Below are 11,966 nucleotides of genomic sequence, written 5' to 3'. Positions count from 1 at the left end.
AGACCTACGGCACATGCCGCCCCGCGATGTCACACTCCGGGGACCGCGGCCCTCTGGGTGGGGAGAGTCGCCGTACGGACGACGTCAGGACGTGGGGAGAGGGAGACACCATGGCCGACCAGCGGACGCCCGCGGGGACGGACACCGCCACACAGGCCTTCCTCGCCCACCGTGAACTGCTGTTCGCGGTGGCGTACAACATGCTGGGCACCGTCGCCGACGCCGAGGACGTGCTCCAGGAGACCTGGTTGTCGTGGGCGGGCCGGACGGGCCGGGCGGAGGGAGAAGGAGACGGCGCGGACGCCGGAGACGGCGGACGGGCGGCGGAGATCACACATCCGCGCGCCTACCTGGTGCGGATCGCCGTACGGCACGCGCTCGCGCGGCGGGCCCGGATCGCCCGGCGGCGCGAGACGTACGTCGGCCCGTGGCTGCCCGAACCCCTGCTCACGGACGGCGCCGACGCCCCGGCGGCCGGCGGGGACGCCGCCGAGCAGGCTGTGCGCACCGAGTCGGTCTCGCTGGCGATGCTGGTCGTGCTGGAGACCCTGACCCCGCTGGAACGGGCCGTGTTCGTCCTGCACGAGGTGTTCGGCTACCCGCACCCCGAGATCGCGGACATCCTCGGCCGCAGCCCCGCGGCCGTACGGCAGCTCGCGCACCGCGCCCGTACCCGGGTGCGCGCCCGCCGCCCCCGGTACGAGGTGCGTCCCCGGGTCCGCCGGCAGGCGACGCAGCGGTTCGTCGCCGCGGCGCTCGGCGGTGATCTCGGAGCGCTGCTGGAGATCCTCGCGCCCGAGGCCACCCTGTGGACGGACGGCGGCGGCAAGGCACAGGCGGCACCCCGCCCGATCCGCGGCCGGGACAAGGTGGCCCGCGCGCTGACCGGCTATGCCGCGCGCTCGGCGGCGGGACTGGAGTTCCGCCACCGGGACGTCAACGGCGACGCGGCCGTCGTGGTGTTCGAGGACGGCTCCCCGCACGCGGTCATGGTCATGGACCTCGACCCGGACGGCGAACGGGTCCGCGACGTCTACCTCGTCACCAACCCGGACAAGCTGCCGGCCGTGCCGCCGGACGGGACACCTCCGCGGCCGTAGCGCCGTCACGGCGTCACGGCCTTGCCGCCGAAGGCCACCACGAGGTGGCCGTCCGAGGCGGAACACCCAAGAGATCGTCATCGTGCCCGGGTTGCTGTTGCAGGTGAACCCGTGGTGGCCGTTCTTGTAGGCGATGTCGTGCCGCACGACGTGGTCGACCGCGATGTCGTCGCCGCCGAGCTGGTAGCCGTTGCGGTCCCCGTTGGCGTTCGTGGTGCCGTCGGCGAGCGTCCCGTTGCCGTACGACAGGGAGTACTCGGTGGTGACCGGGCCGATGGCACCGGTGTCGTTCTTGGTGTAGAGGTCCCAGCCGTCGTCGATGTTGTTGTGGGAGACGCTGGATGCCGCGGTGGGACGAACTCTCGCTCTGGCCCGAGAAGTTGAGCACCGGGGCCTCGCCCGCGGACAGCGTGGTGCGTGCGCCGGAGGTGCCGTTGCTCCCGGCCGGGATCGTGACCGTGTCGGTGCCGCTCGGGGCCACGTACAGCACGGGGCGGCAGCGGGGGGCCGCGTACCGGCGGTCGCCGCTTGCGCCGTGGTGCCGGAGAACCCTGCGAGCGTGCCGGCGAGCAGACCGGCGCACGCGAACGGCTGGCCCCAGTTGCTTCGGCTTGTCTCCTCAAGTCTGGCCCGGTGGCGCGGGATTCGAGGAATACGAGGGGGCGAACTCCGCTGCCGGGCGTGACATCGTGAAGGCAGAGGGAAAAGCGCTTTCCGCGCTCCGCCTCCACGACGTCGGAGAGGAGCCGCGCACGCGCCAACTGGTCATGTACATGATCTGAATTCACATGACAGACCAGCGAACGCGGGGAACGGCGGCTACTCGCCCGGTGCGAGCGCGCCGGCCAGGATGCGCGCCGCCTCGGCGACGAGGGCGTCGTCCGCCGGTGCGTCCTGAACGGTCCCGGCCGACAGCACGGTCAGCAGCAGCGGGGTCCCGCGGGTCGTCCAGGCCACGCCGATGTCGTTGGCGGTGCCGTAGTCGCCGGTGCCGGTCTTGTCCGCGAGGACCCAGTCGCGCGGGAGCCCCGCACCGAACCGCGCGCCGCTCGTGGTGTTGCCCTTCAGCCAGCCGACGAGCCGCGCCCGGTCGGCCCCGGCGAGCGCGCGGCCCAGGGTCAGCCGTGCGAAGCTGCCGCCGAGCGCCTCGGCGGTCGTGGTGTCGCGCAGGTCGCCGGGGACCGCGCCGTTCAGGTCCGGCTCCCACCGGTCGAGGCGGCTCGCCTCGTCGCCGAGCGAGCGGAAGAAGCGGGTGAGCCCGGCAGGGCCGCCGATCTCGCGCAGCAGCAGGTTGCCCGCCGCGTTGTCGCTGTACCGGATCGCCGCCGCGCACACGTCCGCGACGGTCATGCCCGTGTCCACGTGCTCGGCGGTACGCGGCGAGTGGGGCAGGATGTCGTGCGGCGGGTAGTGGATCAGCTTGTCCGGCGGGGCGCAGTCGCCGTGGTCGCGCAGGACGGCCGCGGCGGCGAACGCCTTGAACGTCGAACACATCGCGAACCGCTCCCCCGCCCGGTGCGACACCGTTCGCCCGGTGCGCAGGTTGCGGGCGAACACCCCGAGCCGGGCGCCGTGCCGCTGCTCCAGTTCGTTCAACTCGGCTTCCTCGTCCCGCTGTCGGGCGCGGGGGGTGGCCGACGCGGCGGGGGCGGCGAGGGCACCGGCCGTCACAGCGGCGGCGCCGACGGCGAGGCCCGCCCTGAACAGGCCGCGCCGGGCCAGGGTGTGGGGGTGGTCGGGGTGCTCGGGGCTGGTCATGGGCACGGTCCTCCCGGTCGAGCCGTCGCCGGCTTCCTGGATCTTCGACGGGGACAGCGAAACAGCCGGACACCATTCATGTCCAAGAGGAAACTTTGAACATGCCATGCCTTATTGATATGAGTGCGGCATGGATCTCCTGGCGCACCTGGACGCGTACGTCGCGACTGCCGACGAGGCGAGCTTCTCCCGCGCGGCCGACCGGCTCGGCATCGCCCAGCCGCTGCTCAGCCGCCGCATCAAGACGCTGGAGGACCACTTCGGCGGCCTGCTGTTCGACCGCTCCCGGCGCCAGATCACCACGACCGAGCTGGGAGTGCTGCTGCTGCCCTACGCGCGCGACGTACTGGACCGGGCCCAGCGGCTGCGGCAGGTCGCCGAGACGGCCGGGCGGGTCCGGGTGCGCGCCGTCGGCGTGCCCGCGCACTGCGCCCCGGCGGCACTGGCCCGCGCCATCCGCGCCGGCACCGACCGCGGGGTGAGCCTCGGCGTGCGTGAACTGCCGCCTCAGGAGCGGCTGTCGGGGCTGTCCGACGGCTCACTCGCCTATGCGCTGGTGCGGGTGCCGCCGGAACAGGGGACACTGCGGGTACCGCTCGGAGTCGCGGCGGCGCCCGACGCCGCGGACCTTCCCCTCGGGGGCTCCCGGCGTGCGCTCCATCTGGAAGAGCTGCGGCCGCGCCGTGCCCGCGGCGGCCGGACTGCCGACGCGTTGCCGGTGCTGACCCTGCCGGAGGACCACGTGCCGTACCACGAGGACCGGTTGGAGCGCACCGTCGCCCGGGCGGGCCTGCCACCGGGCCGGTTCCGGCCGGCCGGGCCCGCGGCCGCCGCGCTCGCCGAGACCCTGGCCGGCCGGGCGCTGCTGCTGTGCGCCGAGCCGTTCGCGCGGCAGAACGGGGCCGACTGGCTGCCGTTGGCCGACCGGTCGCTGCACCGGGGGTACGAGGTGAGAGCGGCTGCGGAGCGGTGCGGTACGGCGGCGGTGCCGGGCTGGCTGGCCGGGCTGCTGGCGTCGGCCGTGGGAGCCACCGGATACGGGGGCGCCGGTGACGGGGCGGGCGGGCCGCGGGCCGGCGCGGCCGATGACCTTCCGGTGCGGCTGGCGGCACGCGGATGAGCGCGGCGGTGGTGTACGTGGGCGACGACAGCGCGCTGACGGACGTGGCCGAGGCCATCGCCGCGGAGTGGGCGGCGCTCGGCGTACGGGGTTCGTTCCTCGCCCGCAATCTCGACACCGGTGAACAACTCGGTTTCGGAGTACAGGAGTTGATGCCGCTCGCATCCGTGGTGAAGGTTCCGCTCGCGCTCGTCGTGCTGGACCGGATCGCGGCCGGGGACCTCGACCCCGGGCACCCGGTGACGCTCGACCCGGCCCGCACCAGCGTCGGCTCCACCGGGCTGGCGGCGTTCCGTCACCCGGCGACGGTGGCCGTCGGCGACCTGCTGCTGTCGATGCTGTCGGTGAGCGACAACGCCGCCGCGGACGCCCTGCTCGATCTGGTGCCGGTGGCGGAGGTGGACGCGCGGCTGCGCGCCTGGGGGTGCGGGGAGCTGCGGATGCGGCATCGGATGAACCACATGTACGAGTGCGCGGCGGGTGCCGCCGGCAACGACTTCTCCCTCGCGCTGGAGCTGGCGGTCCGGGACGAGGGCACGGACCGGCAGACCATCGAGACCCTGGACCCGGCGCGGGCCAACACCGGTTCCGCGGCGGCGCTCGTGGAGCTGTTGGGGCGCGTCTGGTGCGACGAGATCTCCGCTCCCGCGGCGACGGCCGAGCTGCGGCGGCTGATGGGGTTGCAGGTCTTCACCCAGCGGCTGGCGAGCGAGCTGCGGGCGGACACGCTGCGGTGGAGCGGGAAGACCGGGACGTTTCTCCATCTGCGGCACGAGATCGGGGTGGTGGAGGCCGCGTCGGGGGACAGGGTGGCGATCGCGGCGCTCTCGCGTGCGGGGCGCCGGGCGGGTGTCGCCGCGGATGTCGACTGGGCGATCGGGGTCGCGGGGAGGTCGGCGTTCGAGGCGTTGCGAAGGTGAGGGATTCCGGACTCCGGTGCGTGACAGGGCCGTTGACGCGCCGCCGAACGTTCACGACAGCAGTCGTTGCTCCTTCGCCACCGCCACCGCCCCTGCTCTCGTGTCCACGCCCAGCTTGTCGTAGATGCGGCGGAGGTGGGTCTTGACCGTGGCCTCGCTGATGTAGAGGGCCTTGGCGATGGCGTGGTTGGGCAGGCCCTGGGAGAGGTGGGCGAGGATGTCGCGTTCGCGCGGGGTGAGCGCGGGGCGGGGGTTGCGCAGGCGGGACAGGACGCGGTCGGCCACGGGCGGGGAGAGGGCCGGGCGGCCCTGGGCCGCCGCGTGGATCGCCGTGAAGAGGTCCTCGGCACGTTCCGCCTTGAGGAGGTAGCCGGTGGCGCCCGCCTCGACGGCGCGGGTGACGTCGGCGTCGGTGTCGTAGGTGGTGAGGACGAGTACGTGCGGGGCGGGGGTGAGGGTGCGCAGGCGGCGGGTGGTCTCCACGCCGTCGATGCCGGGGCCGAGTTGGAGGTCCATGAGGACGACGTCGGGGGCGGTCCTGCGGGCCAGGGCGAGCGCCTCCTCGCCGCCGCCCGCCTCGCCGACGACCTCGATGTCGGGGGCGCTGTGCAGCAGGGCCAGCAGCCCGGCGCGTACGACGGCGTGGTCGTCGCAGACGAGGATGCGGACCGGTGCCGGGGCGGCCGGCTGCGGGACGGTGGTCATCGGGGCTCCAGGGGGATCGCCGCCGACAGGGCGGTGCCCTCGCCCGGTGCCGACTCGATGGTGAGGGTGCCGCCCAGCTGGCGCAGGCGGGCGCGGATGGCGGGCAGACCGTGGCCGCGCTGTTCGTCCGTCGCTGTTTCGCGGACCTCCCGCCCGTGCGGGTCGAAGCCCCGGCCGTCGTCCGTGACGTCCAGGACGATCTCGTCGTCCAGGCAGGTCAGCGTGAGGGTGGCGGTCGTGGCACGGGCGTGTTCGCGGACGTTGGCGAGGGCGCCCTGGGCGATGCGCAGCAGAGCCGACTCGACGGGAGCGGGGAGCGGGTCCGACGGGGTGCCCTCGCTCTGGACGCGGACGGTGAGCGCGGGGGTCGTCTCGCGCGCGGCGACGGCGCACAGGGCCTGGAGCAGGCCGCCGCCCTCCGCGAGGTCGGCCGGGGTGAGGTCGTGGACGAAGCGGCGGGCCTCGGCGAGGCTCCGCTCGGCGATCGCCGCCGCGGCGCGGACGTGGCCCCGGGCCGTGCCGGGCGCGGTGTCCCACAGCCGGTCGGCGGCCTGGAGCAGCATCCGCTGGCTGGACAGGCCCTGGGCGAGCGTGTCGTGGATCTCGCGGGCGAGCCGTTCGCGTTCGGCGAGGGTGCCCTCGCGCCGCTCGGTGGCGGCGAGGTCGCGCCGGGTGCGGACCAGGTCGTCGATCAGGGCGTCCCGGCGGGCGGCCTGGCGCTGCATGACGACGAACACCGTGGCGGCGACGGCGGCCACGGCGGGCGGCGCGAGCAGCACGTTCGGGTCGGGCCAGCCGGCCAGGCTGAGCTGGGCGGCCACCGCGAGGGCCGTCAGCAGCGCCACCAGCGGGAGCGCGGCGCGCGGCGGGAGGGTGCGCAGGCCGGTGTAGAACAGCGGGACCGCGCACCAGGCGAAGCTCGGGGCCAGGACGACGAGGACGGCCCACGTCGCGACGACGAGCGCGAGCCAGGTCAGGCGGCGCGGGCTGGGGCGGGTGCCGAGGGCGGGGCCGAGGACGTAGAGCACCGCCAGCAGCGCGGACAGGGCGATGATCCAGGGGGTGTGGGGGCCTTCGGCATGCCGGGCCAGGTACCGGGCGAGGGAGGCGGCCAGCAGCACGAAGAACGCCGTGTGCATGACGACGGTGAGGGCACGGGCGTCGTCCCGCTCGGGTACGGGCACCGCTCACACCTCCCTGGAAACCGCTCTGAACTGGGCAAACACCTTCCATTGTTCCCTGGTCCCGCGCCTGCGGGGTCATCCGATCGGATGACCCCGGGGACGACCGGTCCGGCGACGGGGTGCGGGCGGATCCGGGCCGAGGATCGATGGCGGAAGCGGTTCCTTACCTGGTTCCCGACCTGGTTCCGGACCCGGTTCCCCCGACTCACCTGCACAGGAAGGTTGCTCGTCATGTCCAGCCGTAGGAAGCCCTCCCGCCGTACCCGTGTCCTCGTCGGCGGTGCCGCCCTTGCCGTGATCGGCGCGGGTGTCGTCGGTACGGTCGCCGCCAACGCCGCAGACTCCACCGGCGCCGCCTCCGCCTCCGCGTCCGCTCCGGTGGCGGCCCGCGGCGGGGACCTCACCCAGAGCACGCACCTGACGCTGGCCGCGGCCGAGAAGGCGGCGCGGGCCGCGCTGGACGCCGCCGCGAAGGAGGGCCGGCAGGTCTCGGTGGCCGTCGTCGACCGGGGCGGCAACGCCCTGGTCACCCTGCGCGGGGACGGGGCCGGCCCGCAGTCGTACGAGTCCGCCGAGCTCAAGGCGTACACCGCCGTGTCCTGGAACGCGCCCACCTCGGAGCTGGCCAAGCGGCTGGCGCAGGCGCCGGCCCTGAAGGACATCCCGGGCACGCTGTTCCTCGCGGGCGGCGCGCCGGTGACCGCCAAGGGCGCGCCGGTCGCGGGCATCGGGGTCGCGGGGGCTCCGTCCGGTGATCTGGACGAGCGGTACGCGCAGGCGGGCGCTGCGGTTCTCGGCCGCTGACGCACCGGGAAACGGACAGGACGTCCGGGTCCGCCCTGCTGGGCGGGCCCGGACGTCCCTTCGAGCTGTTCAGGCGAGCCGGATCGGCCTCAGACGAGGTCGTACCGGTCCGCGTTCATGACCTTGACCCACGCGGCGACGAAGTCCTTGACGAACTTCTCCTTCGCGTCGTCGCTGGCGTACACCTCGGCGACGGCCCGCAGCTCGGAGTTCGAGCCGAAGACCAGGTCGGCCCGGGTGCCGGTCCACTTGACGGCGCCGGAGGCGTCACGGCCCTCGAACTCGTCCTGCGCGGAGGAGGTCGACTTCCACTCGGTGTCCAGGTCGAGCAGGTTGACGAAGAAGTCGTTCGTCAGCGTGCCCGGCCGGTCGGTGAGGACACCGTGCTTGGAGCCGTTGTGGTTGGCGCCGAGGACGCGCAGACCGCCGACGAGGACGGTCAGCTCGGGCGCGCTCAGCCGGAGCAGGTTCGCCTTGTCCACCAGCAGGAACTCGGCCGGCAGGCGGTTGCCCTTGCCGACGTAGTTGCGGAAGCCGTCGGCGGCCGGCTCCAGCGCGGCGAACGACTCGACGTCCGTCTGCTCCTGCGAGGCGTCGACCCGGCCCGGCGTGAACGGCACCTCGACGGCGACGCCGCCGTCCTTGGCCGCCTTCTCGACGGCCGCGGAGCCGGCGAGCACGACCAGGTCGGCCAGCGAGACCTGCTTGCCGCCCTTGGCGTTGAAGGACTCCTGCACGCCCTCCAGGACACGCAGCACATGGGCCAGCTCGTCCGGGTTGTTGACCTCCCAGTTCCGCTGCGGCTCCAGGCGGATGCGGCCGCCGTTGGCGCCGCCGCGCTTGTCGCTGCCGCGGAAGGAGGAGGCCGCGGCCCAGGCGGCGGAGACCAGCTGCGCGACCGTGAGGTCCGTGCCGAGGATCTGCTCCTTGAGGGAGGCGGCGTCCGCGGCGTCGATGACCTCACCGGTGCGCTGCGGCAGCGGGTCCTGCCACAGCAGCTCCTCGCCCGGTACCTCCGGGCCGAGGTAGCGGACGACCGGGCCCATGTCGCGGTGCGTCAGCTTGTACCAGGCGCGGGCGAACGCGTCCGCGAACTCCTCGGGGTTCTCGTAGAAGCGGCGCGAGATCGGCTCGTAGATCGGGTCGAAGCGCAGCGACAGGTCGGTGGTGAGCATCGTCGGGCGCTGCTTCTTCGACGCGTCGAACGCGTTCGGGACGATCTCCGGAGCGTCCTTGGCCACCCACTGGTTGGCGCCGGCCGGGCTCTGGGTCAGCTCGTAGTCGTACTCGAAGAGGTTCTTGAAGAAGTTGTTGCTCCACGCCGTCGGCGTCTCGGTCCAGGTGACCTCCAGGCCACTGGTGATGGCGTCCTTGCCGACGCCCGTGCCGTAGCCGGACTTCCAGCCGAGGCCCATCTGCTCCAGCGGGGCGGCCTCGGGGTCGGCGCCGACGTTGTCCGCCGGACCGGCGCCGTGGGTCTTGCCGAAGGTGTGGCCACCGGCGATGAGGGCGACGGTCTCCTCGTCGTTCATGGCCATGCGGCGGAAGGTCTCACGGATGTCGCGGGCCGCGGCGATCGGGTCCGGGTTGCCGTTCGGGCCCTCGGGGTTGACGTAGATCAGACCCATCTGGACCGCGGCGAGCGGGTTCTCCAGCTCACGGTCGCCGGTGTAGCGCTTGTCGTCCAGCCAGACGGTCTCGGGACCCCAGTAGACGTCCTCGTCGGGCTCCCACTCGTCGACGCGGCCGCCGGCGAAGCCGAAGGTCTTGAAGCCCATCGTCTCCAGCGCCACATTGCCCGTGAGGACCATCAGGTCGGCCCAGGAGATCGACTTGCCGTACTTCTTCTTCACCGGCCACAGCAGACGGCGGGCCTTGTCCAGGCTCGCGTTGTCCGGCCAGCTGTTGATCGGGGCGAAGCGCTGCTGACCGCCGCCGGCACCGCCGCGGCCGTCGCTGATGCGGTACGTACCGGCGCTGTGCCAGGCCATACGGATCATGAGCGGGCCGTAGTTGCCGAAGTCGGCGGGCCACCAGTCCTGCGAGGTGGTGAGCACCTCGGCGATGTCACGCTTCACCGCGGCGAGGTCCAGGGAGGTGAAGGCCTCGCGGTAGTCGAAGTCCTCGCCGAGCGGGTTGGCCACGGCCGGGTTCTTGGCAAGGATCTTCAGGTTGAGCCGCTCCGGCCACCACTGGCGGTTTCCACCGCCCTGGGTCGGGTGCGCGGCGCGGCCATGGGCGACCGGGCAGCCGCCCTCCGCCTTCGCGTCTGCGACGTTGGCGTCGATGTTCTCAGTCATGGCATTCCTTCCGAACTGTGCGGAACTCGGTGCTCAGGAACTGCGGCCGGTGGAACAGTCGGGGCAAGTGCCCCAGTAGACGACCTCGGCCTCCTCGATGGCGAAGCCGCTGTCGTCGGCGGCGGTCAGACAGGGCGCGTCGCCGACGGCGCAGTCGACGTCGACGACGGCACCGCACGACCGGCACACGATGTGATGGTGGTTGTCACCCACACGCCCCTCGAACCGGGCCGGGTGTCCGGCCGGCTCGATACGGCGGACCAGACCCGCCGCGGTCAGGGCGTGAAGAGCCTCGTAGACAGCTTGCAGGGAGATGTGGCCCACGCGGGCACGGACCCCGGAGGCGATCGCCTCGACGCCGAGGTGGTCGCCGTCCCGGACGGTCTCCAGCAGCGCGACGCGGGCTGCCGTCACGCGCAGGCCGGCACCGCGGAGCTCCTCGGCGGTGGTCGGGGTCGGGGAGGCGGTCATGAAGCCGAACCTACCCCCACAAACACGAAGGGTTCAAGAAAACGAGGCATGCAATTTTGGTGGCGATCCGCAGCCCGCCGGTCATCTGGGCGTCAGCCTGCACACCCGCTCGCACACCCGCCCCGACGTGTGCCGTCGTATGTGCTTTCACGTTTGCTCCGGCGTCGCCCGTCGGGCCGGCATGAGCATGCTGGCGCCCGGCGCAGCGGGCCGGGACGGTCCGGAGGCCGGTCGGGGGCATGCCCGCATCATCCGGCCCCGGCTCGCCCAGGACCGGACGGCAAGCCGGGACATCGCCCGAAGGGGTGAGCCGGAGCCGCACCGGTCGACGCCGGACGGGGCCGGTACGAGGTCAGGCGCCGCCGGTGCGGCGGTGGCCCGCCCCGGCGTACCCGTAGCGGCGGGCCAGGGCGTGGAAGGCCTCCTTCGGTTCCCGGTGCCAGCCGGAGGCGGGGTCGTCCGGGCGGTCCTTGACGGTCCTCGTGATCGCGTAACTCGCCAGGTCGAGGTCGTGCCGCGGATCGCCCGGACGGTGCGGGAGGTCGGGCGTCACGAACTCGAAGGCCATCGCCGCGTACAGGCCCAACGACTCGAAGACATCGAGGAGTTGGGTGAGGTAGGCGGCCTGGGTGCGCTCACTGCGGACCAGGTCGCCCTTGATCTCCGGCGGGACCTCGGTGCGGTCCACGATGTCCCAGCCCATGCCGGCGGTCTTCGGCGCGCCGACGTACGCACAGGTCCCGAACTCGGTGACGGCGACCGGCTTGCCCCACCGCGTACAGCGGCTCAACTCCCGCACGTAGTCGGCCCGGTGGGGGAAGTACGAGTAGTAGTCGATGCCCACGATGTCGAAGAGGCGCCAGTCGACCTGGTCGTCCTGCGCGGCGGCGTAGGCGAGCCGGCCGCGGAACACGGACCGGCCGACCGCGGCCGCCCGCGCCGTGAAGCGGTCCAGACGGCGCTGCATCGCGACGGGGTCCACCCTGCCGTCGAGCAGGTTGCGGATGCGCTCGTAGACGTCGGCGCCGGGGACGATGCCGGGCACGAACAGCCAGAACTCGCAGCCCACACTGAGGTCGACGGCGGCGCCCTGCCGGCGCAGCCGCTCGGCGAACCGGCCGGTCTCGGCCAGGTGTTCCAGGATGTCCCGCTCGGGCACGTCGCCGAGGGTCGGCTGGAGCCAGACCCGCAGCCCCCGCTCCGCCGCCTCGGCGGCCGTGGCCGTCAGGCGCTCCACTCCGTCCCCGGTGACGTCCACGGTGTCGGCGTGCAGCTCGTCTCGGATCGTCCGGATGTCCTTGCTCATACGGGCCGTGCTGAACGCCGTCCCCGGTGTCCCGCCCTCCCCCACGGTGTACACGACGCCCCGGTGGCGCAGTCCGCGCCGCACGTCGCGGGCCGGGCCGGCCGGACCGTCCTCGGCGGCCCGGGCCGGAGCCGACGGCAGCACGGCCGCGGCCAGCCCGGCGGACGCCATACCGGCCAGGAACTGTGCGCGTCTGATCCCCTTGGTCCTCTGCATACGGCCACCCTGCCGGGCAACCCCCCACCGGCACCGTCCGCCGACGGTCTACGGCACGGGGTCCAAGGATGTCGGTCCGGCA

10 protein-coding genes and 1 pseudogene are annotated in these 11,966 nt (G+C 73.3%); 4 read left to right on the top strand and 7 right to left on the bottom strand.

Annotated elements, in window-relative coordinates; genetic code table 11:
* Positions 1–110 precede the first annotated feature (110 nt).
* On the top strand, positions 111–1,100 hold the full coding sequence (gene sigJ, locus BIV25_RS08360) for an RNA polymerase sigma factor SigJ (protein WP_071371525.1): 990 nt from the start codon (positions 111–113) through the stop codon (positions 1,098–1,100).
* A gap of 69 nt (positions 1,101–1,169) precedes the next feature.
* Here the strand turns inward: sigJ and BIV25_RS52465 are convergent.
* A pseudogene (locus BIV25_RS52465) lies at positions 1,170–1,566 on the bottom strand (hypothetical protein); the annotation flags it as partial.
* Positions 1,567–1,919: 353 nt separating this feature from the next.
* Positions 1,920–2,858 carry a class A beta-lactamase gene (bla, locus tag BIV25_RS08350; RefSeq protein ID WP_079176500.1) on the bottom strand — a complete coding sequence of 313 codons (939 nt, stop codon included), beginning with the start codon at positions 2,856–2,858 and terminating at the stop codon, positions 1,920–1,922.
* Positions 2,859–2,988: 130 nt separating this feature from the next.
* Between bla and BIV25_RS08345 the strand changes: the two genes are divergently transcribed.
* A complete protein-coding gene (locus BIV25_RS08345) occupies positions 2,989–3,978 on the top strand; it encodes a LysR family transcriptional regulator (RefSeq protein ID WP_071371523.1) in 990 nt (329 codons plus the stop codon).
* Complete coding sequence (locus BIV25_RS08340) at positions 3,975–4,898, top strand: serine hydrolase (protein WP_071371522.1); 924 nt, start codon at positions 3,975–3,977, stop codon at positions 4,896–4,898. Before BIV25_RS08345 ends, BIV25_RS08340 begins: the two co-directional genes overlap by 4 nt.
* Before the next feature lie 51 nt (positions 4,899–4,949).
* Here BIV25_RS08340 and BIV25_RS08335 read toward each other — a convergent pair whose 3' ends face one another.
* Positions 4,950–5,603: a response regulator transcription factor gene (locus tag BIV25_RS08335; protein ID WP_071371521.1), complete on the bottom strand. Its 654-nt coding sequence runs from the start codon at positions 5,601–5,603 to the stop codon at positions 4,950–4,952.
* The gene (locus BIV25_RS08330) at positions 5,600–6,742 is read right to left on the bottom strand and encodes a sensor histidine kinase (RefSeq protein ID WP_071371579.1); all 1,143 of its coding nucleotides are present in this window, start codon (positions 6,740–6,742) and stop codon (positions 5,600–5,602) included. The genes BIV25_RS08335 and BIV25_RS08330 overlap by 4 nt, the downstream gene beginning before the upstream one ends.
* A 276-nt stretch (positions 6,743–7,018) precedes the next feature.
* Between BIV25_RS08330 and BIV25_RS08325 the strand changes: the two genes are divergently transcribed.
* Positions 7,019–7,591, top strand: a complete 573-nt coding sequence (locus tag BIV25_RS08325; RefSeq protein ID WP_071371520.1) for a heme-binding protein — start codon at positions 7,019–7,021, stop codon at positions 7,589–7,591.
* 89 nt (positions 7,592–7,680) lie between these two features.
* Here the strand turns inward: BIV25_RS08325 and katG are convergent, their stop codons facing one another.
* The 3 genes from katG to BIV25_RS08310 form a co-directional block, all read right to left on the bottom strand.
* Positions 7,681–9,891 carry a catalase/peroxidase HPI gene (katG, locus tag BIV25_RS08320; protein WP_071371519.1) on the bottom strand — a complete coding sequence of 737 codons (2,211 nt, stop codon included), beginning with the start codon at positions 9,889–9,891 and terminating at the stop codon, positions 7,681–7,683.
* Positions 9,892–9,924: 33 nt separating this feature from the next.
* Positions 9,925–10,362 carry a Fur family transcriptional regulator gene (locus BIV25_RS08315; protein ID WP_071371518.1) on the bottom strand — a complete coding sequence of 146 codons (438 nt, stop codon included), beginning with the start codon at positions 10,360–10,362 and terminating at the stop codon, positions 9,925–9,927.
* A 352-nt stretch (positions 10,363–10,714) separates the two neighbouring features.
* Complete coding sequence (locus BIV25_RS08310) at positions 10,715–11,884, bottom strand: abortive phage infection protein (RefSeq protein ID WP_071371517.1); 1,170 nt, start codon at positions 11,882–11,884, stop codon at positions 10,715–10,717.
* Positions 11,885–11,966: the final 82 nt, after the last annotated feature.

The sequence above is a fragment of the Streptomyces sp. MUSC 14 genome (genome assembly GCF_001866675.1).
GTDB lineage: Bacteria > Actinomycetota > Actinomycetes > Streptomycetales > Streptomycetaceae > Streptomyces.
The sequence above is the reverse complement of the archived record's forward strand: the minus strand, read 5'-3'. Positions and strand labels throughout refer to the sequence as shown.